The organism is Klebsiella sp. LTGPAF-6F, from assembly GCF_001753185.1.
Taxonomy (GTDB): Bacteria; Pseudomonadota; Gammaproteobacteria; order Enterobacterales; family Enterobacteriaceae; genus Klebsiella; species Klebsiella michiganensis.
In genome coordinates, this window is record NZ_CP017450.1 from 5,616,596 (window position 1) to 5,640,422 (window position 23,827).

The following is a 23,827-nucleotide window of genomic DNA, read 5'->3' on the forward strand; positions in this document are numbered from 1 at the left end:
GCCTCATCGCAGGCCACCGCTTTTCGCGTTTTCTGTACAAAATCATTCGCTCAATGAGAATAAGATGATGCGGTAACGTATTGTAGTTACCAATAAAATCATAAATTTATTCATTGGACGAATGATATGAAAACAACTTTAGGCAAGGCGGCATTACTGGCGTTAAGCATGATGCCCGTGACGGTTTTCGCTTCCCACTGGAGCTATGAAGGCGAAGGTTCGCCGGAACACTGGGGGGCGCTCAACGAGGAGTACAAAACCTGTCAAAATGGTATGAATCAATCCCCTATCAACATCGATACCACGTTTAAGACACACCTTTCACCGCTGGATACGCACTACATCGATGGCCCCATTACGCTCATCAACAATGGTCACACTATCCAGGCGGGGTTAAAGACCACAACAGCGGATACCGTTACGATTGACGGTACGCCATTTACCCTTCAGCAGTTCCATTTTCATGCCCCGAGCGAAAACACCGTTCACGGTAAGCACTATGCGATGGAGATGCATCTGGTACATAAAAGCGCTCAAGGCGCCGTTGCCGTCGTGGCGGTGATGTTCGACCAGGGCGCGGAAAATAGCGAACTGAACAAACTGTGGGCCACCATGCCCGAGAAAGCCGATCAGACGGCTAAAATCGTCACCCAAATGGATCTCAACGCCCTTCTTCCCGCAGACAAGACATACTGGCGTTTCAGCGGCTCCCTGACCACGCCGCCTTGCTCCGAGGGGGTAACCTGGATTGTGCTTAAACATCCCCTGACACTTTCATCAGCGCAGCTGGCAAAATTTAGCCACGCTATGCATCACGATAACAATCGTCCGGTACAGCCGCTGAATGGTCGCGTGGTCATAGAATAAACATCAGCTGTGCTTCACGATCATGTTCTGAAATGAGAGCCAACTCACATAAAGCCAAGGTAATTTGCTGATTTCTTCAGCAGATTATCTTGCCCGTTCCCTGCGTCGGGAAGAAAAAATGAGAAGTTAGACAAAATTATATGTGTAGATAAATTCATCACATGTTTTTAATGCAATGATTTATATAGCTAATTATTCATGCACACTGACCTGCAAGGCGATTCTTTGATCCACCGCAGAGGATTGCTCAAAGTTTGGCCTTTCATCTCGTGCAAAAAATGCGTAATATACGCCGCCTTGCAGTCACAGTATGGTCATTTCTTAACTCATGCGCATCGGACACTACCAGCTCAGGAATCGACTCATCGCAGCGCCTATGGCTGGCATTACTGACAGACCATTCCGCACGTTGTGTTACGAGATGGGAGCAGGATTGACCGTATCCGAGATGATGTCCTCCAACCCGCAGGTTTGGGAGAGCGACAAGTCACGCTTACGGATGGTGCACGTTGATGAGCCCGGTATTCGTACCGTGCAAATCGCCGGTAGCGTACCGGAAGAGATGGCTGCAGCCGCCCGTATTAACGTGGAAAGCGGCGCCCAAATTATTGATATCAATATGGGGTGCCCGGCTAAAAAAGTGAATCGAAAGCTTGCAGGTTCAGCCCTCTTGCAGTACCCCGAGCAGGTGAAGTCTATCCTGACGGCGGTCGTCAAAGCAGTGGACGTTCCCGTAACTCTCAAGATTCGCACCGGTTGGGAACCGGAACACCGTAACTGTGTAGAAATTGCCCAACTGGCTGAAGAATGTGGCATTCAGGCTCTGACTATTCACGGACGCACGCGCGCCTGTTTGTTTAACGGAGATGCTGAGTACGACAGTATTCGGGCAGTTAAGCAGAAAGTTTCCATTCCGGTTATCGCGAATGGTGACATTACTGACCCGCTTAAAGCCAGAGCTGTGCTCGACTATACGGGGGCAGATGCCCTTATGATAGGCCGTGCAGCTCAGGGAAGACCCTGGATCTTTCGGGAAATCCAGCACTATCTGGACACTGGAGAGCTGCTGCCGCCGCTGCCGTTGGCAGAGGTTAAGCGCTTGCTTTGTGCACACGTTCGGGAACTGCATGGCTTTTATGGCCAGGCAAAAGGGTACCGAATCGCACGCAAACACGTATCCTGGTATCTGCAGGAACACGCTCCAGATGACCAGTTTCGGCGCACATTCAACGCCATAGAAGATTCCAGCGAACAGCTGGAGGCGTTGGAGGCATACTTCGAAAATTTTGCGTAATAGAAATAAAGAGCTGACAGAACTATGTTCGAACAACGCGTAAATTCTGACGTACTGACCGTTTCTACCGTTAACTCTCAGGATCAGGTGACTCAAAAGCCCCTGCGTGACTCGGTTAAACAGGCACTGAAGAACTATTTTGCTCAACTGAACGGTCAGGATGTTAATGACCTGTATGAGCTGGTACTGGCTGAAGTAGAACAGCCCCTGTTGGACATGGTGATGCAATACACCCGCGGTAACCAGACCCGTGCTGCCCTGATGATGGGCATCAACCGTGGTACTCTGCGTAAAAAATTGAAAAAATACGGCATGAACTGATACTAATCAGTTAAATGTTTGATATAAAAGGCGCTCTTCGGCATGTGGAAGCGCCTTTTTTATTACATGAATTTTAATGGCTGGCTATCGTCTGCCGCCCGTTAGCCCCGCAAAGGATCGACATAATATTATCAACCAGGGCGGGTGCCTGGCGGTACAGATCGAATTGCCCGGGCTCCACCAGCCAGTTTTTAATAATACCGGTAAATGCGCTGTGTAATACAATTAATGAAATTTCAACATTGGTTTCCGCTGGCAATAATCCGTTACGAATACAGAGCTGCAAAATGCTGCGAATAATCGGATAGCTAAAACCAATTCTCTTGCGAATCTCAGCTTCCGGCATCATGTCGCTGGAAAACTCACACTTCTGATACAGAATTTGCATTAAGGCACGTTGACGGGGATTATTAGCGATATATTGTAAGCCAATAATAAATTTCTCTCGTAGCGTGCTGAGCGGATCCTGATCGTCTTTAAGGTTAAATTCATGCTGAAGCAGGTCGCGTAGCGGCAGCTGCTGTTGCCACATTTCATTAAATAGCTCAGCTTTGCTTGCAAAGTGCCAGTACACCGCTCCGCGCGTCACGCCAGCAGCATCAGCGATATCGGCTAAGGTCGTGCTGGTCACGCCACGTAAGGCAAACTGCTGAATGGCAGACTCAATCAGAAGCTGCCGCGTCTTTAACGCATCTTCTTTCGTTCTTCTGGGCATACGGTGCTCCACTCAACGCCAGATTGAGAGTGTGGGGAAATCGCTGGATACCTATAAACCTAACATCTGACAATCAATATTGTTTAGCAAAAATACAGATGAGTTAAATCTCAAACGCTCTCCAATAAATACACCACAAGAATAATTAAGATAAATACATTCATATATTAAATATCAATGTAAGCAAATTTTAATTTAAGTTCATTCTAAAAACATTATTCCTGATATTTTGTTTTTACGTGCCTTGCTGATGGCTAAAAAATAACTATGTCTTACATCCATCGTTTTTTATTTGTAGGATAACAAACCGCATTTTAATTCATTATTTCTTGCACAGATTCGTGGCCATGCCTGGCTCATAATCTATAAGGAACAGCAATGACACCTCATGTCAGGGTTACACTTTTATCCAGCCTTATCATCCCGGCCATCCTGCTCAGCGGTTGCGATAATTCAGGCGATCGGCAACCGCATGCGCAGATACCTCAGGTCTCCGTTTATGTCGTACACAGCGCGCCGCTGTCCGTCACCACGGAGCTACCTGGCCGCACATCTGCCTACCGCGTCGCGGAAGTCCGCCCGCAGGTCAGCGGGATTATCCTGCAACGTAACTTTGTCGAAGGTAGCGATGTCACCGCTGGACAGTCTCTTTATCAAATCGATCCGGCGACCTATCAGGCGGCTTACAACAGTACAAAAGGTGATGAAGCAAAAGCAGAAGCCGCGGCGGCTATCGCCCACTTAACGGTCAAACGCTACGCGCCTCTTCTCGGCACAAAATATATCAGCCAGCAAGAATACGATCAGGCGGTGGCGACCGCGCGCCAGGCCGATGCCGACGTTATCGCCGCAAAAGCAGCCGTGGAAAGCGCGCGTATTAACCTGGCGTACACAAAAGTGACGTCGCCAATCAGCGGCCGCATCGGCAAATCCAGCGTGACCGAAGGTGCCCTGGTGACAAATGGTCAGGCTGACGCAATGGCGACGGTACAGCAGCTCGATCCCATTTATGTGGATGTCACCGAATCCAGTAATGATTTCATGCGCCTGAAACAGGAAAGCCTGCAGCACGGCAGTGACACCAAAAGCGTGCAGTTGATTATGGAAAACGGAAAACCTTATGCGCTTCAGGGCACGCTGCAGTTCTCTGACGTCACGGTAGATGAGAGCACCGGCTCAATTACGCTTCGCGCCATCTTCCCCAACCCACAGCACGCTCTGCTGCCAGGGATGTTTGTTCGCGCCCGCATTGATGAGGGCGTTTCACCGAATGCCATTCTCATTCCTCAGCAGGGAGTCACCCGGACGCCGCGCGGCGATGCCAGCGTGATGCTCATTAATGACAAAAACCAGGTGGAAACGCGAGCCGTCACCGCCTCACAGGCGATTGGCGATAAGTGGTTAATCACGAGCGGTCTGAAAGCCGGTGAAAAGGTTATCGTCAGCGGTCTGCAGAAAGTACGTCCCGGCGTCACCGTGAAGGCCGAAGAGGATACCGCGACGTCCGTCGCGCAATAAGGTACGAATCCCTATGTCTAAGTTTTTTATCCATCGACCGGTCTTCGCCTGGGTGCTGGCGATCATCATGATGATTGCCGGTGGCCTCGCAATTATGCAGCTACCGATTGCACAATACCCGACTATCGCGCCGCCAGCGGTGGCCATCTCCGCAACCTATCCAGGTGCGGACGCACAAACCGTTCAGGATACGGTGACTCAGGTTATCGAACAGAACATGAACGGTATCGATAATCTGATGTACATGTCCTCAACCAGCGATTCCGCAGGCGGCGTTACCATCACCCTGACCTTTAAATCAGGTACGGATCCGGATATTGCGCAAGTTCAGGTGCAGAATAAACTGCAGCTGGCGACGCCGCTTCTTCCTCAGGAAGTACAGCAGCAGGGGATTAGCGTCGAGAAATCAAGCAGTAGTTTCCTGATGGTTGCCGGATTCATCTCCGATAACACGAGCACCACTCAGGATGATATATCCGACTACGTTGCATCGAACGTCAAAGATACCATCAGCCGCCTTAACGGCGTCGGCGATGTACAGCTCTTCGGCGCGCAGTATGCCATGCGCGTCTGGCTGGACGGTAACCTCCTGAATAAGTACAACCTCACGCCTGTCGACGTCATTAACCAACTGCAGGTACAGAACGATCAGATTGCAGCAGGCCAGCTTGGCGGTACGCCGGCCCTTAAAGGCCAGCAGCTAAACGCATCCATTATTGCTCAGACGCGACTGAAGGATCCGGCAGAGTTTGGCAAAGTGACTCTGCGCGTGAACGCGGATGGCTCAGTGGTGCACCTGAAAGATGTGGCCCGTATTGAGCTGGGAGGTGAAAACTACAACGTTGTCGCAAAAATCAATGGAAAACCGGCTTCAGGACTGGGAATTAAGCTCGCTACCGGCGCCAATGCCCTCGATACCGCCGCCGCGATTAAAGCGAAGCTTGCCGAACTGCAGCCGTACTTCCCGCAGGGGATGAAGGTCGTCTATCCCTACGACACTACGCCGTTTGTGAAAATCTCTATTCATGAGGTTGTGAAGACGCTGTTTGAAGCGATTATCCTCGTCTTCCTGGTGATGTATCTGTTCTTACAGAATATCCGGGCCACGCTGATCCCCACCATTGCGGTTCCGGTCGTCCTGCTCGGGACCTTTGCCGTACTGGCAATGTTCGGTTACTCCATCAATACGCTAACGATGTTTGGTATGGTGCTGGCAATAGGCCTTCTGGTCGACGATGCTATCGTGGTGGTGGAAAACGTCGAACGCGTCATGGTAGAAGAGAAGCTTCCCCCCAAAGAAGCGACGGAAAAATCAATGTCGCAAATTCAGGGGGCGCTGGTCGGCATTGCCATGGTGCTATCGGCAGTGTTTGTCCCGATGGCCTTCTTTGGCGGCTCTACGGGGGCGATCTATCGGCAATTTTCTATCACCATCGTCTCCGCCATGGCGCTGTCCGTACTGGTCGCGCTGATCCTGACCCCCGCGCTTTGTGCCACATTACTGAAACCCGCATCAGCCGATCATCATGAGAAAAAAGGATTTTTTGGCTGGTTTAATGCGAAATTCGATCGTAGCGTGAACCACTACACTAACAGCGTCAGCGGGATTCTGCGCTGTACCGGACGCTACCTGATCATCTATTTGCTGATCGTTGTGGGTATGGCCGTCCTGTTTATGCGCCTGCCCACCTCCTTCTTGCCGGATGAGGATCAGGGGGTATTTATGACCATGATCCAGCTTCCTTCAGGCGCAACGCAGGAACGCACGCAAAAGGTTCTTGATACGGTTACCGATTACTATCTGCATAAAGAGAAGGCGAATGTTGAAAGCGTCTTTACCGTTAACGGCTTTAGCTTTAGCGGTCAGGGTCAAAACTCCGGTATGGCGTTTGTCAGCCTGAAGCCATGGGAAGAACGCAGTGGCGCAGAGAATGGCGTTGAGGCAATCATCAAACGTGCGACCGTTGCCTTCAGTCAGATTAAAGATGCTATGGTCTTTCCTTTCAATCTGCCGGCAATTATCGAACTGGGTACGGCGACCGGTTTTGACTTTGAGCTTATCGATCAGGGTAACCTTGGCCATAGCGCGTTAACCCTGGCCCGTAATCAACTTCTGGGTATGGTGAGAGAGCATCCTGACCAGTTGGTACGCGTTCGCCCCAACGGGCTCGAAGACACGCCGCAATTCAAGCTGGATGTTGATCAGGAGAAAGCTCAGGCTCTGGGTATTTCACTATCCGATATCAATGAAACCATTTCCGCGGCGCTAGGGGGTTACTACGTCAACGACTTTATTGACCATGGACGAGTGAAAAAAGTCTACGTTCAGGCCGATGCAAAATTCCGTATGCTGCCGAGCGATATCAATAATATGTACGCCCGCAGCGCGAATGGCGAAATGGTTCCGTTCTCCGCCTTTGTCACCTCACGCTGGGTTTATGGTTCACCGCGCCTGGAGCGCTATAATGGCTTACCCTCTATGGAAGTTTTGGGTGAAGCTGCTCCGGGGAAAAGTACCGGCGATGCGATGATTTTAATGGAGCAGTTAGCCAGCAAGCTTCCTGCCGGTATTGGTTACGACTGGACAGGAATGTCCTATCAAGAACGTTTATCCGGTAACCAGGCGCCCGCGCTCTATGCCATTTCACTTATTGTTGTCTTTCTGTGTCTTGCGGCGCTTTATGAAAGTTGGTCTATTCCCTTCTCCGTCATGCTCGTCGTTCCATTAGGGGTAGTTGGTGCATTACTGGCAGCATCGTTACGCGGGCTTAATAATGACGTTTATTTCCAGGTGGGCTTATTAACAACTATCGGCCTCTCTGCGAAAAACGCGATTCTTATCGTGGAGTTTGCGAAAGACCTGATGGATAAAGAAGGCAAAGGAATTATCGAAGCCACACTTGAAGCATCGCGTATGCGTTTACGCCCTATCCTGATGACTTCGCTGGCCTTTATCCTCGGGGTTCTGCCTCTGGTTATTAGCCATGGAGCCGGCAGCGGCGCCCAAAACGCGGTCGGTACCGGCGTTATGGGAGGAATGCTGACGGCAACATTACTGGCGATCTTCTTTGTTCCTGTCTTCTTCGTCGTGGTAAGACGCCGCTTTACGAAACACGCAGAGTAAATATGTTTTTCTAAAGGCACCTTTCAGGTGCCTTTTTTTCGTCTGCGTTTCGATAACTATCCTGATGATATTAAATATATTTATTTCTGCGGTACCCAATACACATTATTTCCCCATAGTTCTCTGGTTTTCTTCATGATATTTACGTTACTCATAAATTGAGATTATTTACTCTAGCGGCACCCCATATTGCTGATGATAAAATAAACCGTTCCGCGCAGGTATGGGTTCTCCAATACAGCGAAGCGGATTATTTAGAGGTAATATCATGAATAAAGTTATTATAGTGGCATTGCTGGCAACGCTACTCGCCGGCTGTGCACATGACTCTCCGTGTGTACCGGTCTATGATTCTGAAGGCAGATTAGTGCACACCAATACCTGTATGAAAGGAACGACCCAGGATAACTGGGAAACCGCCGGCGCGATTGCCGGGGGCGCAGCTGCCGTCGCTGGCCTGACGCTCGGCATCGTGGCGTTGACTCGTTAATTCCTTTCTTTTCTCTGCCATGACAGGTGCCGGAGCGAGCTCCGGCACTGCTTTTCCCCGAAGGTAAGCTCCACAATGCTTAAACTGCAATACCGGCAGCTGAAGCTCGGGAAACGATCCTTTAGATAAGATCAAATGGGCAAATTGTCATTGCCAGGTCTGGTATAAATGGATATTTTCTCAGCCGCATAAACGCAAAAAGCCCATCCGTCAGGATGGGCTTTTCACTTATTTGATACCTGGCAATGCCCTACTCTCACATGGGGAGACCCCACACTACCATCGGCGCTACGGCGTTTCACTTCTGAGTTCGGCATGGGGTCAGGTGGGACCACCGCGCTATCGTTGCCAGGCAAATTCTTTTCAAATCGCCGAACTTTAACCTAAAAACTGGTGCTGATACCCAGAGTCGAACTGGGGACCTCACCCTTACCAAGGGTGCGCTCTACCAACTGAGCCATATCAGCACACTTAATTTGATGCCTGGCAGTTCCCTACTCTCACATGGGGAGACCCCACACTACCATCGGCGCTACGGCGTTTCACTTCTGAGTTCGGCATGGGGTCAGGTGGGACCACCGCGCTGTCGCCGCCAGGCAAATTCTGTTGTCAGAAACGAATCTTTTACACCGATGCTGCGTTGGCTGCATTCGTAAAGTCAGTCACATACTACAGTATGCTCCTTCCTTTACTTCATTTGCCGCCTTGCCTCAGCGTAAAATCTTTCGTTCCCGAAAATCTGTAATCTAAGCTGAAATTGTTGTCTTCTCAAATCGCCAAAACATCTTCGGCGTTGTAAGGTTAAGCCTCACGGTTCATTAGTACCGGTTAGCTCAACGCATCGCTGCGCTTACACACCCGGCCTATCAACGTCGTCGTCTTCAACGTTCCTTCAGGACCCTTAAAGGGTCAGGGAGAACTCATCTCGGGGCAAGTTTCGTGCTTAGATGCTTTCAGCACTTATCTCTTCCGCATTTAGCTACCGGGCAATGCCATTGGCATGACAACCCGAACACCAGTGATGCGTCCACTCCGGTCCTCTCGTACTAGGAGCAGCCCCCTCAATTCTCCAGCGCCCACGGCAGATAGGGACCGAACTGTCTCACGACGTTCTAAACCCAGCTCGCGTACCACTTTAAATGGCGAACAGCCATACCCTTGGGACCTACTTCAGCCCCAGGATGTGATGAGCCGACATCGAGGTGCCAAACACCGCCGTCGATATGAACTCTTGGGCGGTATCAGCCTGTTATCCCCGGAGTACCTTTTATCCGTTGAGCGATGGCCCTTCCATTCAGAACCACCGGATCACTATGACCTGCTTTCGCACCTGCTCGCGCCGTCACGCTCGCAGTCAAGCCAGCTTATGCCATTGCACTAACCTCCTGATGTCCGACCAGGATTAGCTGACCTTCGTGCTCCTCCGTTACTCTTTAGGAGGAGACCGCCCCAGTCAAACTACCCACCAGACACTGTCCGCAACCCGGATTACGGGCCCACGTTAGAACACCAGCCATTAAAGGGTGGTATTTCAAGGATGGCTCCATGCAGACTGGCGTCCACACTTCAAAGCCTCCCACCTATCCTACACATCAAGGACCAGTGTTCAGTGTCAAGCTATAGTAAAGGTTCACGGGGTCTTTCCGTCTTGCCGCGGGTACACTGCATCTTCACAGCGAGTTCAATTTCACTGAGTCTCGGGTGGAGACAGCCTGGCCATCATTACGCCATTCGTGCAGGTCGGAACTTACCCGACAAGGAATTTCGCTACCTTAGGACCGTTATAGTTACGGCCGCCGTTTACCGGGGCTTCGATCAAGAGCTTCTCCGCGAGGATAACCCCATCAATTAACCTTCCGGCACCGGGCAGGCGTCACACCGTATACGTCCACTTTCGTGTTTGCACAGTGCTGTGTTTTTAATAAACAGTTGCAGCCAGCTGGTATCTTCGACTGATTTCAGCTCCACGAGCAAGTCGCTTCACCTACCATCAGCGTGCCTTCTCCCGAAGTTACGGCACTATTTTGCCTAGTTCCTTCACCCGAGTTCTCTCAAGCGCCTTGGTATTCTCTACCTGACCACCTGTGTCGGTTTGGGGTACGATTTGATGTTACCTGATGCTTAGAGGCTTTTCCTGGAAGCAGGGCATTTGTCACTTCAGCACCGTAGTGCCTCGTCATCACACCTCAGCGTTGATAACGTTCCGGATTTACCTGGAACATCCGCCTACATGCTTAAACCGGGACAACCGTCGCCCGGCCAACATAGCCTTCTCCGTCCCCCCTTCGCAGTAACACCGAGTACAGGAATATTAACCTGTTTCCCATCGACTACGCCTTTCGGCCTCGCCTTAGGGGTCGACTCACCCTGCCCCGATTAACGTTGGACAGGAACCCTTGGTCTTCCGGCGTGCGGGTTTTTCACCCGCATTATCGTTACTTATGTCAGCATTCGCACTTCTGATACCTCCAGCAACCCTCACAGGCCACCTTCAACGGCTTACAGAACGCTCCCCTACCCAACAACACATAGTGTCGCTGCCGCAGCTTCGGTGCATGGTTTAGCCCCGTTACATCTTCCGCGCAGGCCGACTCGACCAGTGAGCTATTACGCTTTCTTTAAATGATGGCTGCTTCTAAGCCAACATCCTGGCTGTCTGGGCCTTCCCACATCGTTTCCCACTTAACCATGACTTTGGGACCTTAGCTGGCGGTCTGGGTTGTTTCCCTCTTCACGACGGACGTTAGCACCCGCCGTGTGTCTCCCGTGATAACATTCTTCGGTATTCGTAGTTTGCATCGGGTTGGTAAGTCGGGATGACCCCCTAGCCGAAACAGTGCTCTACCCCCGAAGATGAGTTCACGAGGCGCTACCTAAATAGCTTTCGGGGAGAACCAGCTATCTCCCGGTTTGATTGGCCTTTCACCCCCAGCCACAAGTCATCCGCTAATTTTTCAACATTAGTCGGTTCGGTCCTCCAGTTAGTGTTACCCAACCTTCAACCTGCCCATGGCTAGATCACCGGGTTTCGGGTCTATACCCTGCAACTTAACGCCCAGTTAAGACTCGGTTTCCCTGCGGCTCCCCTATACGGTTAACCTTGCTACAGAATATAAGTCGCTGACCCATTATACAAAAGGTACGCAGTCACCCAACCAGTGGGCTCCTACTGCTTGTACGTACACGGTTTCAGGTTCTTTTTCACTCCCCTCGCCGGGGTTCTTTTCGCCTTTCCCTCACGGTACTGGTTCACTATCGGTCAGTCAGGAGTATTTAGCCTTGGAGGATGGTCCCCCCATATTCAGACAGGATACCACGTGTCCCGCCCTACTCTTCGAGTTCACAGCCTGTGCGTTTTAGTGTACGGGAGTATCACCCTGTACCCTGCGACTTTCCAGACGCTTCCACTAACACACAAGCTGATTCAGACTCCGGGCTGCTCCCCGTTCGCTCGCCGCTACTGGGGGAATCTCGGTTGATTTCTTTTCCTCGGGGTACTTAGATGTTTCAGTTCCCCCGGTTCGCCTCGTTTGACTATGTATTCATCAAACGATAGTGCAACGAATTGCACTGGGTTTCCCCATTCGGACATCGCCGGCTGTAACGGTTCATATCACCTTACCGACGCTTTTCGCAGATTAGCACGTCCTTCATCGCCTCTGACTGCCAGGGCATCCACCGTGTACGCTTAGTCGCTTAACCTCACAACCCGAAGATGTTTCGTAAAACATCGTCGTGTCGCGAAAATTTGAGAGACTCGAACACACTTGAACAGTGTGTCGTTTCAATTTTCAGCTTGATCCAGATTTTTAAAGAGCAAATATCTCAAACGTCACCCGAAGATGAGTTTTGAGATATTAAGGCAGGTGACTTTCACTCACGAACCAGCAAGTGGCGTCCCCTAGGGGATTCGAACCCCTGTTACCGCCGTGAAAGGGCGGTGTCCTGGGCCTCTAGACGAAGGGGACACTAAAGTCTCAATCGCAAGACGCCTTGCTATTTACTTTTCATCAGACAATCTGTGTGAGCACTACAAAGGCAGGTTCTTTAAGGTAAGGAGGTGATCCAACCGCAGGTTCCCCTACGGTTACCTTGTTACGACTTCACCCCAGTCATGAATCACAAAGTGGTAAGCGCCCTCCCGAAGGTTAAGCTACCTACTTCTTTTGCAACCCACTCCCATGGTGTGACGGGCGGTGTGTACAAGGCCCGGGAACGTATTCACCGTGGCATTCTGATCCACGATTACTAGCGATTCCGACTTCATGGAGTCGAGTTGCAGACTCCAATCCGGACTACGACATACTTTATGAGGTCCGCTTGCTCTCGCGAGGTCGCTTCTCTTTGTATATGCCATTGTAGCACGTGTGTAGCCCTACTCGTAAGGGCCATGATGACTTGACGTCATCCCCACCTTCCTCCAGTTTATCACTGGCAGTCTCCTTTGAGTTCCCGGCCGGACCGCTGGCAACAAAGGATAAGGGTTGCGCTCGTTGCGGGACTTAACCCAACATTTCACAACACGAGCTGACGACAGCCATGCAGCACCTGTCTCAGAGTTCCCGAAGGCACCAAAGCATCTCTGCTAAGTTCTCTGGATGTCAAGAGTAGGTAAGGTTCTTCGCGTTGCATCGAATTAAACCACATGCTCCACCGCTTGTGCGGGCCCCCGTCAATTCATTTGAGTTTTAACCTTGCGGCCGTACTCCCCAGGCGGTCGACTTAACGCGTTAGCTCCGGAAGCCACTCCTCAAGGGAACAACCTCCAAGTCGACATCGTTTACAGCGTGGACTACCAGGGTATCTAATCCTGTTTGCTCCCCACGCTTTCGCACCTGAGCGTCAGTCTTTGTCCAGGGGGCCGCCTTCGCCACCGGTATTCCTCCAGATCTCTACGCATTTCACCGCTACACCTGGAATTCTACCCCCTCTACAAGACTCCAGCCTGCCAGTTTCGAATGCAGTTCCCAGGTTGAGCCCGGGGATTTCACATCCGACTTGACAGACCGCCTGCGTGCGCTTTACGCCCAGTAATTCCGATTAACGCTTGCACCCTCCGTATTACCGCGGCTGCTGGCACGGAGTTAGCCGGTGCTTCTTCTGCGGGTAACGTCAATCGACAAGGTTATTAACCTTATCGCCTTCCTCCCCGCTGAAAGTACTTTACAACCCGAAGGCCTTCTTCATACACGCGGCATGGCTGCATCAGGCTTGCGCCCATTGTGCAATATTCCCCACTGCTGCCTCCCGTAGGAGTCTGGACCGTGTCTCAGTTCCAGTGTGGCTGGTCATCCTCTCAGACCAGCTAGGGATCGTCGCCTAGGTGAGCCGTTACCCCACCTACTAGCTAATCCCATCTGGGCACATCTGATGGCAAGAGGCCCGAAGGTCCCCCTCTTTGGTCTTGCGACGTTATGCGGTATTAGCTACCGTTTCCAGTAGTTATCCCCTCCATCAGGCAGTTTCCCAGACATTACTCACCCGTCCGCCACTCGTCACCCGAGAGCAAGCTCTCTGTGCTACCGTTCGACTTGCATGTGTTAGGCCTGCCGCCAGCGTTCAATCTGAGCCATGATCAAACTCTTCAATTTAAGTTTGATGCTCGTGAATTAAACTTCGTAATGAATTACGTGTTCACTCAGAGACTTGGTATTCATTTTTCGTCTTGCGACGTTAAGAATCCATGTCACTTTGAGTGCCCACACAGATTGTCTGATAAATTGTTAAAGAGCAGTGCAACGCGGCTTTCGCTCACCGTTGCGAGGTGGCGTATATTACGCTTTCCTCTTTCAGAGTCAACCCGTTATTTCAGGATTTTTTCTCTTCAACCGACCGGGTTGTTTGTGAAGTGATTCTCATCTGCCGTGTCAGTGGGAGCGCATTATAGGGATCCCATTTTTTTGCACAAGCCTTTTTTCGATCTTTTTTTCCAAATGATGGTTTTTCAGCCGCTTCGCGGCGTTCTTGCTCAATCCGCTCAATTTTTACCACAATAAGGGGTTGCAGACGGCCAGAAAAGCAACCAAAGTCTCTGCACTCCCTTCTTTTATTGAGGTAACCATGACCACCAGCTTGCGTCGTTATAAAGATTTATTCCCTAAAACGGGCCTACGCGTGATGATCGACAGCAGCAGCGTGGTGATCGGCGATGTCAGAATAGCTGACGATGTCAGTATCTGGCCTCTGGTCGCCATTCGCGGTGATGTGAACTATGTGGAAATAGGCGCCCGCACTAACATTCAGGACGGTAGCGTCTTACATGTCACGCATAAGTCTTCATCTAATCCACAGGGCAATCCACTTATCATTGGCGAGGATGTTACCGTCGGCCATAAGGTGATGCTACACGGCTGCACTATTGGTAACCGGGTCCTGGTCGGTATGGGTTCGATTTTGTTGGATGGCGTGATTGTTGAAGACGATATAATGATTGGGGCTGGCAGTCTGGTGCCTCAGAACAAACGTCTCAAGAGTGGCTATCTTTACTTTGGTAACCCGGTAAAACAGATACGCCTCCTGACAGAGGCGGAAATTGCCGGGCTACAATATTCAGCGAACAACTATGTAAAGTGGAAAGGTGATTACCTGGCTCAGGAAAACCAGATCCAACCTTGAGCATCTTCTTGCTGGTCGAGAATGAGATCCTGGGCTTCATCTTCCAGATCCCAGCGATGTTCACGAAAAGCGGCCAGCCATTGCGCCGGCTCTTCACCGCCAAAACGCTTCTTGAGCACCGTAAGCGTTAAGGCGCAGGTAAGCTGCATGCCGTTAACTAATGCAGGAAAAGCGATACATTGACGCGCTTCATCCCATACCTCTCTGTCTGGAAACTGAATTGCCTGGTTCATGCATTCAGTTCCTTCTGCAAAGCCGCAATGACTGGCGTAATTTCTGGCAGAACGCCGTGCCACAACAGCACCGCATGAGCAGCCTGCGCCACCAGCATTCCCAACCCATCAGCGCATTTTGTCGCACCGTGTTGCTGGCATAAAGATAAAAATGGCGTACTACCTTTCTGGTAAAACATGTCATAACAACAGACATGGGGATTTATTAAGGTAACAGGGATCGCGGGAACACCGCCGTCAATACCGCTGGATGTCGCATTAATAATGAGATCAAATTCCTGACCGTCTAATGCTTCTATATCCAAAGCGCGGACGCTGCCGGTATGAGCAAAAAGCGTAGCCAGTTCATGGGCGCGAGAATAGGTACGATTAACAATAGTCACGGCACAATCCAGCGACAGGAGAGGAAGCAAAACGCCGCGTGAAGCCCCACCTGCGCCAATAAGCAATACCCGGAATCCTGGTTTAATAAAACCCAGCCGTTCCAGATCGCTCAGTAGTCCAATACCATCGGTATTGTCCCCCAGCAGGCGGCCATCCTCCAACCGTTTAAGCGTATTGACCGCACCGGCCAGCGCTGCGCGTTCGGTTAGTTCATCTGCTCGCGCGAAGGCCTCTTCTTTAAAAGGCACGGTGACGTTCGCTCCCTTACCGCCTTCATTAAAGAAGGTATCGAGCGTCGTAACGAAATCATCGAGCGGAGCCAGAATACGGCCATAGGGATGCGTAATTTGCAACTGCTGAGCAAAAAGCCGATGAATAGATGGCGACTTGCTATGGGCAATAGGGTGTCCGAAGACGGCATAAGTTTCCATGAGTTACCCCTGGCGGAAGAGTTCGCCCGTCAAGGCATCACGTATTTCAGATGGGTTTTGACGCCCTCCCGTAGCCCCGTCAACGACCGGGAAATCAGCGCCAAACTGCGCATAAACTTCTGCCGTCGTGCGGCAAGGAGGCTGGCCAGACAAATTTGCGCTGGTTGAAACCAGCGGTTTTCCGTAAGCATTACACAGTTCGACCACCAGCGGATGATCCGTGACTCGCACAGCCAGTGAATTGAAGCGCCCCGTCAACCAACGCGGCGTTGAAGCGCAAGCGGGGAAGACAAATGTCACAGGTCCTGGCCAGCAAGAAAAAATCGTCTCCAGCTGCTCATCGCTAAGTTGCGTATCGTCAATATAGGGTTTGAGTTGCTCGAAGTTCGCCGCAATCAGGATCAGCCCCTTTTCAACGGGACGCTGTTTAAGTGCAAGCAGGCTCATGACGGCCTTTTCGCTATCGGGATCGCAACCGACGCCAAAAACGGCTTCTGTTGGATAGGCGATGACATGTTCATTATTCAGAAGCGCCACAGCACGTACGATGGCTTCTGAGGGCAGGTTATTATTCACAGATTTATTCCGCCGGTATCGGCTTTCCACATTGTTTGCTGGCACAGAAGCGTTTAACGCCCTGCGCCGTTTTCTTTTCGATTAGCAACGGGTAATGACACTCTGGACACTCGCCCGCCACTGGCCTGAAGTTTATGACGAACTGGCAATCGGGGTAACGATCGCAGGAATGGAAGTTTTTTCCAAAACGTGAGCGGCGCTGAACCAAATGCCCTTGCCCGCACTGTGGGCAGGCAATTGCGGTTTCATCCGGCTTATCGATAAGTTCAGTATGTTCGCAATCTGGATAGCTGCTACAACCGATAAACATACCAAAACGCCCCTGGCGTAGTACCAGCACTGCGCCGCAAGACGGGCACGTTTGCCCCTCCAGAACTTTGACAATATGTCCGTCCGCCTGATTTTTCAGGGGCCGGACATAGTCACAGTCAGGATAATGCGAGCAGCCGAGAAAAGGCCCGTGTTTCCCGGAGCGTATTACCAGTTCAGCCCCACACTGCGGGCAGGGTTCGTTTTTACGCACCGAGAACAGCGCTGTTTTGGTCATAACAATTCTAATGTCGCAGCAAAAAAGTTAGTGCAGCATACCTTCATTTACTTCAAAGAGTAATTCTTCCATTTGCTGGTAGGCATTTTCGCAACCGGGAATATTGAACAGCACCATCAGGATCACCCATTTGAGATCTTCCAGATCGAACTCTGCCGTATCCAGCGCCAGTACACGCTCAATCACCATTTCCCGTGTTTCGAGGTTCAACACCTGAATTTGCTCAAGGAATAATAAGAATCCCCGGCAGCTTGCATCAAGACGCTGGCACTCGTCGTCGGTGTAGACTCGTAACGAGAGTGGGTCAGAAGCAAGCTGCATTGGCGCAACAAGCCCCTCCTGGTAATCAGCCAGTTTCTCCAGCCACATCAGGGCGTTATAGATATCTTCTCGTTCAAAACCGGCATCGGTCAGATCCCGAGTCAGCTTGTCCTGATCCACGCGCATTTCTGCTTCGTTATGGATGTAAGTTTCAAACAGATACATCAGTACGTCGAACATGGCTTGCCCTCCTTAATCGGACATAGCCGCCGGGTACAGCTGCGATCCAGCCTGCTAACTCCAGTTCTAGTAGCTGGGCTACGGTTACTGGCACAGATTGGCCGGCACGTTCAGCGACAACGTCAACAGGTGTTACCTCATCTCCTACGTTAGCCAGGAGCTCTGGAAATGGCAATGCTACAGAAGGCCGATTACCGCAATTATTTGCGTCATCTGGTTCAGGAAGAACATATGGCAGCTCATCCCGCCAGTATTCGACGATGTCTTCCGGGGCTGTCACGGGAATCGCGCCCTGCTTGATAAGCCAGTGGGGACCTTCTGAACCCGGGCTACCAATCGGCCCTGGCAGGGCAAACACATCCCTTCCCTGCTCCAGAGCATAACGAACCGTCACTAATGAGCCGCTTTTCAGGGCCGCCTCAATAACCAACACGCCGGCACTTAGCCCGCTGATAATCCGGTTACGGCGAGGAAAGTTGCCCGGCAGGGGCGGGGTAAACAGCGGAAACTCCGAAATGATGGCGCCGCCGCTGTTTGTAATCTGCTCCGCTAGCGCCTGATGACGGCGAGGATAGATCTCTCTTAAGCCATTCCCTAAAACAGCAACCGTTTTACCTTTCCCTTCCAGCGCACCACGATGAGCAATTCCATCAATGCCAAGGGCCAGGCCGCTCGTGATCGTAATACCATAACGTGCTAAAGCTTCGCTAAAGAGTTTCCCCCAACGAGCGCCATACCATGAATGCGCCCGGCTCCCAATGACGGACAGCTGCCGGCTGCTCAGTAGCGCAGGGTCTCCACATACTAAAAGAGCGCAAGGAAAGTCGACAATCGCCCGCAGCTGGGGTGGGTAAAGCGGATCTTCGGCAGTCAGTAGATAGCAATTTGGTCGCTCCAGCCATTGCAGCGTGGCATCTATCTCGCATTGGTTAACGCTGAGGAAATGCTTCGATTGCGCCAGACTCAAGCCACAGGCTCGCAAATCTTCTCGACCTAACGTCGCAGATGCACATAGCTGACGGGCGGCACTGATAGCACTCTCGCCATACAGGCTGCTCACCCTCATCAAACGTAACCAAATTTCCCTGGGCGTCATCCCTATCCCCCTGCCACAAGCGACTTTAACAATCTTTGCGATTGGACAGCGAGACTGTCAATTGCAGGGGGTTTTGTCTAGAATAGAGGTAATAATCTTTCCAACTCCTGAACACAACTCTGGATAACTATGTCAGTTTTGCAAGTGTTACATATTCCGGACGAGCGCCTTCGCAAAGTCGCAAAGCCGGTAGAAGAAGTAAATGCAGAAATTCAGCGTATCGTCGATGATATGTTCGAGACGATGTATGCTGAAGAAGGTATCGGTCTGGCCGCAACGCAGGTGGATATTCACCAGCGTATTATTGTTATTGATGTATCAGAAAATCGTGAAGAGCAGCTGGTATTAATTAACCCTGAGCTGCTGGAAAAAAGCGGAGAAACAGGCATTGAAGAGGGCTGCCTCTCTATTCCTGAACAGCGTGCTTTAGTGCCGCGTGCAGAAAAAGTGAAAATCCGCGCGCTCGATCGCGAAGGCAAACCTTTTGAGCTTGAAGCCGACGGTCTGCTGGCCATCTGCATTCAGCACGAGATGGATCACCTCGTCGGTAAGCTGTTCATCGATTACCTGTCACCGCTCAAGCAACAACGCATTCGTCAAAAAGTTGAGAAACTTGATCGTCTGAATGCTCGAGCTTAAGGACGAGAATAAACGTGTCAGACTCACTACGTATTATTTTTGCCGGCACCCCTGACTTTGCAGCACGTCATCTCGACGCGCTGCTGTCCTCTGGACACAACGTGGTTGGCGTCTTCACCCAACCGGACCGTCCGGCAGGTCGTGGTAAAAAACTCATGCCCAGCCCGGTGAAAGTTCTTGCAGAAGAAAAAGGCATACCGGTATTCCAGCCAGCTTCACTACGTCCGCAGGAAAATCAGCAGCTCGTCTCCGATCTGCGTGCAGACGTCATGGTCGTCGTAGCCTATGGGCTCCTTCTACCAAAAGCCGTGCTGGATATGCCGCGCCTGGGCTGCATTAACGTTCACGGTTCGTTGCTTCCGCGCTGGCGCGGCGCGGCGCCCATTCAGCGTTCGCTTTGGGCTGGCGATACCGAGACCGGTGTCACCATCATGCAGATGGATGTCGGTCTCGATACGGGTGATATGCTGTATAAACTTGCGTGCCCAATCACGGCCGAAGACACCAGCGGAACGCTGTACGACAAGCTGGCTAACCTGGGGCCGCAGGGGCTGATCGACACCCTTAAGCAGCTTGCTGCAGGTACCGCGAAACCGGTTGTACAGGATGAAGCGCTGGTTACCCATGCGCAAAAACTCAGCAAAGAAGAAGCGCGTATCGACTGGTCTCTTCCAGCCGCTCAGTTAGAACGCTGCATTCGCGCCTTTAACCCGTGGCCAATGAGCTGGATAGAAATTGATGGCCAGCCGGTAAAAGTCTGGCAGGCGTCGGTTATCGATGTGGCTACAACAGCCGAACCGGGGACCATCATTGAAGCGACAAAACAGGGGATTCAGGTGGCGACCAGCGACGGCGTGCTGAATTTACTCTCGCTACAGCCTGCCGGGAAAAAAGCAATGAGTGCTCAGGATCTATTAAACTCGCGGCGGGAATGGTTCGCTCCTGGCAACCGTCTGGTCTGACGCGCCCTTCTTAATACGCCCGGTGTTGCCGGGCATTTTTATTTTGTGCTTATGAAAAAACAACTCAATTTACGCAGCCTGGCAGCGCAGGCCGTTGAACAGGTTCTCGAACAAGGGCAATCCCTGAGCAACGTTCTGCCCCCGCTGCAACAAAAAGTATCCGATAAAGACAAAGCGCTGCTTCAGGAACTCTGCTTTGGCGTGCTACGTACCCTTTCCCAGTTAGATTGGCTGATCGGCAAGCTCATGTCCCGGCCGATGACGGGTAAACAGCGTGTTGTGCACTACCTCATTATGGTGGGCATTTACCAACTGCTGTACACACGGATTCCTCCTCATGCTGCATTGGCGGAAACGGTTGAAGGCGCAGTAGCAATTAAGCGCCCGCAGCTCAAAGGGTTGATTAACGGCGTATTGCGCCAGTTTCAGCGCCAGCAGGAAGAACTGTTATCTGAATTTTCTCGTAGCGAAATTCGCTTTTTACATCCGTCCTGGTTGTTGAAACGTCTGCAGAAAGCCTATCCAGCACAGTGGGAAGCGATCGTGGAAGCGAACAACCAGCGCCCGCCAATGTGGTTGCGCGTAAACCGTGTCCACCATCCGCGCGATAGCTGGCTGGCACTGCTGGAAGAGGCGGGAATGAAAGGTTTTACTCATCCTGCTTACCCTGACGCTGTGCGCATGGAAACACCGGTGCCGGTCCACGCATTGCCGGGGTTTGAAGAGGGTTGGGTTACGGTTCAGGATGCCTCCGCTCAGGGCTGCATCACATTTCTTGATCCAAAAAACGGCGAGCAAATTCTGGATCTGTGCGCGGCACCGGGGGGTAAAACCACACATATTCTCGAAGCGGCGCCCGAAGCACAGGTGCTGGCCGTCGATGTTGATGAGCAGCGACTCTCCCGCGTCTATGACAACCTGAAGCGTCTGGGCATGAAGGCCACCGTTAAACAAGGTGATGGCCGTTATCCAGCCCAATGGTGTGGAGAGCAGCAGTTCGATCGTATTCTGCTGGACGCCCCCTGTTCCGCCACCGGCGTCATTCGCCGTCATCCGGATATCAAGTGGCTGCGCCGGGATCGTGATATCGCGGAACTGGCCCAGCTGCAGTCTGAAATTCTGGATGCCGTATGGCCGCATTTGAAAACCGGCGGGACTCTGGTTTACGCAACGTGTTCGGTATTGCCGGAAGAGAACAGCCAGCAAATTAAAGCCTTCCTGCAGCGTACTGCGGATGCGGTTCTCAGCGAAACCGGCAGCGCAGATTTGCCGGGCCAGCAAAATTTGCCAGGTGCTGAAGAAGGTGACGGCTTCTTTTACGCTAAGCTAATCAAAAAGTAATGAGATAACGAGTCGCGACTGATGAAAATTATCATATTGGGCGCAGGGCAGGTCGGCGGAACTCTGGCAGAAAACCTTGTCGGAGAGAACAACGATATTACGCTGGTAGACACGAATGGCGACCGCCTTCGCAGTCTTCAGGACAAATTTGATCTCAGAGTGGTTCAGGGCCACGGCTCGCATCCACGCGTGCTGCGTGAGGCGGGTGCGGATGACGCCGATATGCTGGTCGCAGTGACCAGCTCAGATGAAACGAATATGGTGGCCTGCCAGGTCGCCTATTCGCTGTTTAATACGCCAAACCGTATTGCTCGCATCCGCTCCCCGGATTATGTGCGTGATGCCGATAAACTTTTCCACTCAGAAGCGGTTCCTATTGACCACCTCATCGCGCCAGAGCAGCTGGTCATTGACAGCATTCACCGCCTGATTGAGTATCCAGGCGCGCTGCAGGTTGTCAATTTTGCCGAAGGAAAAGTAAGCCTCGCAGTCGTTAAAGCCTATTATGGCGGTCCTTTAGTGGGAAACGCACTTTCAACTATGCGCGAACATATGCCGCATATTGACACACGCGTAGCCGCTATCTTCCGCCACGATCGCCCCATCAGGCCACAAGGTTCAACCATTGTTGAAGCCGGTGATGAAGTGTTTTTCATCGCCGCTTCGCAGCATATTCGCGCCGTCATGAGCGAACTTCAGCGCCTCGAAAAGCCGTATAAGCGCATCATGCTGGTTGGTGGCGGAAACATTGGCGCCGGGCTCGCTCATAAGCTGGAGAAAGATTACAGCGTCAAACTGATTGAACGTAATCAGCAGCGTGCCGCAGAACTTGCGGAAAAGCTGCAAAATACGATCGTCTTCTACGGCGATGCTTCAGATCAAGAATTGCTGGCTGAGGAACATATCGATCAAGTCGATCTTTTCATTGCCGTCACCAACGATGACGAAGCCAATATTATGTCAGCCATGCTCGCAAAGCGCATGGGGGCCAAAAAGGTGATGGTACTGATCCAGCGCCGTGCCTACGTCGATCTTGTCCAGGGGAGCGTGATCGACATTGCAATATCACCGCAGCAGGCAACCATCTCTGCGTTGCTCAGCCATGTGCGTAAAGCCGATATTGTCGGCGTTTCCTCCCTACGCCGCGGTGTCGCAGAGGCTATTGAAGCTGTCGCGCACGGAGATGAAAGTACTTCACGGGTGGTTGGACGCGCTATCGATGAGATTAAGCTTCCCCCCGGAACAATTATTGGCGCCGTTGTACGCGGTAATGATGTCATGATAGCGAATAACAATCTGCGTATTGAGCAAGGGGATCATGTCGTTATGTTCCTGACTGACAAAAAATTCATCTCTGACGTCGAAAGACTATTCCAGCCAAGTCCTTTCTTTTTGTAGTTCGCAGGCGTCGACAAGACGCCTTTCTTTTATCCCTTGTATATCAAAGGATAATATTTTTCTGCAATTATTTCGTGGTAATGGAAAATAGTAATACATTTGTTAAACTTATCAGTGTCAGCTGGCTCAAGGAGAATAAAATGAGTTTTTTAAAAGAATTTCGCGAATTTGCGATGCGCGGGAATGTGGTTGATTTGGCAGTCGGTGTCATCATTGGCGCAGCATTTGGTAAAATCGTATCGTCGTTAGTTGCCGATATTATTATGCCGCCGCTAGGCTTACTCATTGGCGGAATCGACTTTAAACAGTTTGCCGTGACGCTACGGGATGCCCAGGGCGACATCCCGGCGGTCGTCATGCATTACGGCGTATTCATTCAGAACGTGTTCGATTTTATTATCGTGGCGTTTGCTATTTTTATGGCAATCAAACTGATGAACAAACTGAACAGGAAAAAGGAAGAGGCCCCGGCAGCACCACCGGCGCCAACCAAAGAAGAAGTCCTGCTTAGCGAAATTCGTGACCTGCTGAAAGAACAAAACAATCGTTCTTAAGAAGCCTTAAAAGCAGAAGGCCAGTGGTAAAAAAGTCATTTACTTTCTTGCCACTGGCCTCCCGACCATTCTGTCCCGCATGTTTTTCTTTTCTTTGATAGCTGCCTTTCCCTTTCTTGTTCTTTTCAACTCGCTGCCTGAATAACGGGTCATGAAGTAATGCCTCAAGGGCGTTATCTTTTATTTGCCCTTTAGTATGCTGATAGCGGCTCATAAGCTCT

General features: G+C 51.3%; 21 protein-coding genes, 2 tRNA genes and 4 rRNA genes. 12 read left to right on the forward strand and 15 right to left on the reverse strand.

The window, feature by feature from the left end; genetic code table 11:
- Positions 1-126: 126 nt before the first annotated feature.
- From BJF97_RS26305 to fis, 3 genes are all read left to right on the forward strand, one after another.
- Positions 127-867, forward strand: a complete 741-nt coding sequence (locus BJF97_RS26305; RefSeq protein WP_014227022.1) for a carbonic anhydrase — start codon at positions 127-129, stop codon at positions 865-867.
- A 328-nt stretch (positions 868-1,195) separates the two neighbouring features.
- Positions 1,196-2,161: a tRNA dihydrouridine synthase DusB gene (gene dusB / locus BJF97_RS26310; protein WP_014227023.1), complete on the forward strand. Its 966-nt coding sequence runs from the start codon at positions 1,196-1,198 to the stop codon at positions 2,159-2,161.
- Positions 2,162-2,185: 24 nt separating this feature from the next.
- Entirely contained in the window at positions 2,186-2,482 is a 297-nt protein-coding gene (gene fis / locus BJF97_RS26315) for a DNA-binding transcriptional regulator Fis (RefSeq protein WP_000462905.1), read from the forward strand.
- A 73-nt stretch (positions 2,483-2,555) separates the two neighbouring features.
- Here the strand turns inward: fis and envR are convergent, their stop codons facing one another.
- A complete protein-coding gene (gene envR, locus BJF97_RS26320) occupies positions 2,556-3,197 on the reverse strand; it encodes an acrEF/envCD operon transcriptional regulator (RefSeq protein WP_004854718.1) in 642 nt (213 codons plus the stop codon).
- 378 nt (positions 3,198-3,575) lie between these two features.
- On the opposite strand from envR, the gene BJF97_RS26325 reads away from it, so the two are divergent.
- The 3 genes from BJF97_RS26325 to BJF97_RS26335 all read left to right on the forward strand — a co-directional run bounded on the left by BJF97_RS26325 (position 3,576) and on the right by BJF97_RS26335 (position 8,329).
- A complete protein-coding gene (locus tag BJF97_RS26325) occupies positions 3,576-4,715 on the forward strand; it encodes an efflux RND transporter periplasmic adaptor subunit (protein ID WP_032694491.1) in 1,140 nt (379 codons plus the stop codon).
- 13 nt (positions 4,716-4,728) lie between these two features.
- Entirely contained in the window at positions 4,729-7,839 is a 3,111-nt protein-coding gene (locus BJF97_RS26330) for an efflux RND transporter permease subunit (RefSeq protein ID WP_032694490.1), read from the forward strand.
- Between the two features lie 268 nt (positions 7,840-8,107).
- On the forward strand, positions 8,108-8,329 hold the full coding sequence (locus tag BJF97_RS26335; protein WP_004854727.1) for a hypothetical protein: 222 nt from the start codon (positions 8,108-8,110) through the stop codon (positions 8,327-8,329).
- Between the two features lie 237 nt (positions 8,330-8,566).
- On the opposite strand, the gene rrf (BJF97_RS26340) is transcribed toward BJF97_RS26335, so the two are convergent.
- The 7 genes from rrf (BJF97_RS26340) to BJF97_RS34440 all read right to left on the reverse strand — a co-directional run bounded on the left by rrf (BJF97_RS26340) (position 8,567) and on the right by BJF97_RS34440 (position 14,320).
- Positions 8,567-8,682 (reverse strand): 5S ribosomal RNA (rrf, locus tag BJF97_RS26340).
- Positions 8,683-8,720: 38 nt separating this feature from the next.
- A tRNA-Thr gene (locus tag BJF97_RS26345) sits at positions 8,721-8,796 on the reverse strand.
- A gap of 14 nt (positions 8,797-8,810) precedes the next feature.
- Positions 8,811-8,926 (reverse strand): 5S ribosomal RNA (gene rrf, locus BJF97_RS26350).
- Between the two features lie 200 nt (positions 8,927-9,126).
- Positions 9,127-12,031 (reverse strand): 23S ribosomal RNA (locus BJF97_RS26355).
- 190 nt (positions 12,032-12,221) lie between these two features.
- Positions 12,222-12,297: transfer RNA gene (locus BJF97_RS26360), tRNA-Glu, on the reverse strand.
- An 85-nt stretch (positions 12,298-12,382) separates the two neighbouring features.
- A 16S ribosomal RNA gene (locus tag BJF97_RS26365) occupies positions 12,383-13,920 on the reverse strand.
- Together the 16S, 23S and 5S rRNA genes with 2 tRNA genes alongside form the textbook arrangement of a ribosomal RNA operon.
- A gap of 217 nt (positions 13,921-14,137) precedes the next feature.
- Positions 14,138-14,320 (reverse strand): hypothetical protein, encoded by a 183-nt coding sequence (locus BJF97_RS34440; RefSeq protein WP_148722762.1) that lies wholly within the window; start codon positions 14,318-14,320, stop codon positions 14,138-14,140.
- A 69-nt stretch (positions 14,321-14,389) separates the two neighbouring features.
- Here BJF97_RS34440 and BJF97_RS26370 point away from each other — a divergent pair, with 69 nt between their 5' ends.
- The gene (locus tag BJF97_RS26370; RefSeq protein ID WP_032693883.1) at positions 14,390-14,944 is read left to right on the forward strand and encodes a gamma carbonic anhydrase family protein; all 555 of its coding nucleotides are present in this window, start codon (positions 14,390-14,392) and stop codon (positions 14,942-14,944) included.
- Here BJF97_RS26370 and BJF97_RS26375 read toward each other — a convergent pair.
- The 6 genes from BJF97_RS26375 to dprA are packed head-to-tail and all read right to left on the reverse strand — an operon-like array spanning position 14,920 to position 18,712.
- Positions 14,920-15,177: a DUF1488 domain-containing protein gene (locus BJF97_RS26375; RefSeq protein ID WP_014227027.1), complete on the reverse strand. Its 258-nt coding sequence runs from the start codon at positions 15,175-15,177 to the stop codon at positions 14,920-14,922. The genes BJF97_RS26370 and BJF97_RS26375 overlap by 25 nt on opposite strands.
- Complete coding sequence (gene aroE, locus BJF97_RS26380) at positions 15,174-15,992, reverse strand: shikimate dehydrogenase (protein ID WP_014839659.1); 819 nt, start codon at positions 15,990-15,992, stop codon at positions 15,174-15,176. The genes BJF97_RS26375 and aroE overlap by 4 nt, the downstream gene beginning before the upstream one ends.
- A gap of 3 nt (positions 15,993-15,995) precedes the next feature.
- On the reverse strand, positions 15,996-16,568 hold the full coding sequence (gene tsaC / locus BJF97_RS26385; RefSeq protein ID WP_004854739.1) for an L-threonylcarbamoyladenylate synthase type 1 TsaC: 573 nt from the start codon (positions 16,566-16,568) through the stop codon (positions 15,996-15,998).
- Positions 16,569-16,572: 4 nt separating this feature from the next.
- Positions 16,573-17,115, reverse strand: a complete 543-nt coding sequence (locus BJF97_RS33115) for a DNA topoisomerase family protein (protein WP_014227029.1) — start codon at positions 17,113-17,115, stop codon at positions 16,573-16,575.
- A gap of 27 nt (positions 17,116-17,142) precedes the next feature.
- Complete coding sequence (gene smg, locus BJF97_RS26390; protein ID WP_014227030.1) at positions 17,143-17,616, reverse strand: DUF494 family protein Smg; 474 nt, start codon at positions 17,614-17,616, stop codon at positions 17,143-17,145.
- Positions 17,588-18,712 carry a DNA-protecting protein DprA gene (dprA, locus tag BJF97_RS26395; protein ID WP_032693885.1) on the reverse strand — a complete coding sequence of 375 codons (1,125 nt, stop codon included), beginning with the start codon at positions 18,710-18,712 and terminating at the stop codon, positions 17,588-17,590. Before dprA ends, smg begins: the two co-directional genes overlap by 29 nt.
- Before the next feature lie 129 nt (positions 18,713-18,841).
- Here dprA and def point away from each other — a divergent pair, with 129 nt between their 5' ends.
- From def to mscL, 5 genes are all read left to right on the forward strand, one after another.
- On the forward strand, positions 18,842-19,351 hold the full coding sequence (gene def, locus BJF97_RS26400; protein WP_004854751.1) for a peptide deformylase: 510 nt from the start codon (positions 18,842-18,844) through the stop codon (positions 19,349-19,351).
- Positions 19,352-19,365: 14 nt separating this feature from the next.
- Positions 19,366-20,313, forward strand: coding sequence for a methionyl-tRNA formyltransferase (gene fmt, locus BJF97_RS26405; RefSeq protein WP_032693886.1), 948 nt, complete (start codon positions 19,366-19,368; stop codon positions 20,311-20,313).
- A gap of 51 nt (positions 20,314-20,364) precedes the next feature.
- Positions 20,365-21,654 (forward strand): 16S rRNA (cytosine(967)-C(5))-methyltransferase RsmB, encoded by a 1,290-nt coding sequence (gene rsmB, locus BJF97_RS26410; protein ID WP_014227033.1) that lies wholly within the window; start codon positions 20,365-20,367, stop codon positions 21,652-21,654.
- A 21-nt stretch (positions 21,655-21,675) separates the two neighbouring features.
- Complete coding sequence (gene trkA / locus BJF97_RS26415) at positions 21,676-23,052, forward strand: Trk system potassium transporter TrkA (protein ID WP_004125888.1); 1,377 nt, start codon at positions 21,676-21,678, stop codon at positions 23,050-23,052.
- 140 nt (positions 23,053-23,192) lie between these two features.
- Entirely contained in the window at positions 23,193-23,606 is a 414-nt protein-coding gene (gene mscL / locus BJF97_RS26420) for a large-conductance mechanosensitive channel protein MscL (protein WP_004106310.1), read from the forward strand.
- Here the strand turns inward: mscL and BJF97_RS33120 are convergent.
- Positions 23,560-23,820, reverse strand: a complete 261-nt coding sequence (locus tag BJF97_RS33120; protein WP_071846056.1) for an alternative ribosome-rescue factor A — start codon at positions 23,818-23,820, stop codon at positions 23,560-23,562. The two genes, mscL and BJF97_RS33120, sit on opposite strands and share 47 nt — an antisense overlap.
- Positions 23,821-23,827: the final 7 nt, after the last annotated feature.

Bases quoted from the DNA above. Each gene is read 5' to 3' on its own strand.
- dusB (WP_014227023.1), top strand. From the start codon at position 1,196: ATGCGCATCGGACACTACCAGCTCAGGAATCGACTCATCGCAGCGCCT.
- mscL (WP_004106310.1), top strand. From the start codon at position 23,193: ATGAGTTTTTTAAAAGAATTTCGCGAATTTGCGATGCGCGGGAATGTG.
- fis (WP_000462905.1), top strand. From the start codon at position 2,186: ATGTTCGAACAACGCGTAAATTCTGACGTACTGACCGTTTCTACCGTT.
- BJF97_RS26335 (WP_004854727.1), top strand. From the start codon at position 8,108: ATGAATAAAGTTATTATAGTGGCATTGCTGGCAACGCTACTCGCCGGC.
- BJF97_RS26325 (WP_032694491.1), top strand. From the start codon at position 3,576: ATGACACCTCATGTCAGGGTTACACTTTTATCCAGCCTTATCATCCCG.
- BJF97_RS26330 (WP_032694490.1), top strand. From the start codon at position 4,729: ATGTCTAAGTTTTTTATCCATCGACCGGTCTTCGCCTGGGTGCTGGCG.
- BJF97_RS26375 (WP_014227027.1), bottom strand. From the start codon at position 15,177: ATGAACCAGGCAATTCAGTTTCCAGACAGAGAGGTATGGGATGAAGCG.
- aroE (WP_014839659.1), bottom strand. From the start codon at position 15,992: ATGGAAACTTATGCCGTCTTCGGACACCCTATTGCCCATAGCAAGTCG.
- dprA (WP_032693885.1), bottom strand. From the start codon at position 18,712: ATGACGCCCAGGGAAATTTGGTTACGTTTGATGAGGGTGAGCAGCCTG.
- envR (WP_004854718.1), bottom strand. From the start codon at position 3,197: ATGCCCAGAAGAACGAAAGAAGATGCGTTAAAGACGCGGCAGCTTCTG.
- rsmB (WP_014227033.1), top strand. From the start codon at position 20,365: ATGAAAAAACAACTCAATTTACGCAGCCTGGCAGCGCAGGCCGTTGAA.
- trkA (WP_004125888.1), top strand. From the start codon at position 21,676: ATGAAAATTATCATATTGGGCGCAGGGCAGGTCGGCGGAACTCTGGCA.
- BJF97_RS33120 (WP_071846056.1), bottom strand. From the start codon at position 23,820: ATGAGCCGCTATCAGCATACTAAAGGGCAAATAAAAGATAACGCCCTT.
- BJF97_RS33115 (WP_014227029.1), bottom strand. From the start codon at position 17,115: ATGACCAAAACAGCGCTGTTCTCGGTGCGTAAAAACGAACCCTGCCCG.
- def (WP_004854751.1), top strand. From the start codon at position 18,842: ATGTCAGTTTTGCAAGTGTTACATATTCCGGACGAGCGCCTTCGCAAA.
- BJF97_RS26305 (WP_014227022.1), top strand. From the start codon at position 127: ATGAAAACAACTTTAGGCAAGGCGGCATTACTGGCGTTAAGCATGATG.
- BJF97_RS26370 (WP_032693883.1), top strand. From the start codon at position 14,390: ATGACCACCAGCTTGCGTCGTTATAAAGATTTATTCCCTAAAACGGGC.
- smg (WP_014227030.1), bottom strand. From the start codon at position 17,616: ATGTTCGACGTACTGATGTATCTGTTTGAAACTTACATCCATAACGAA.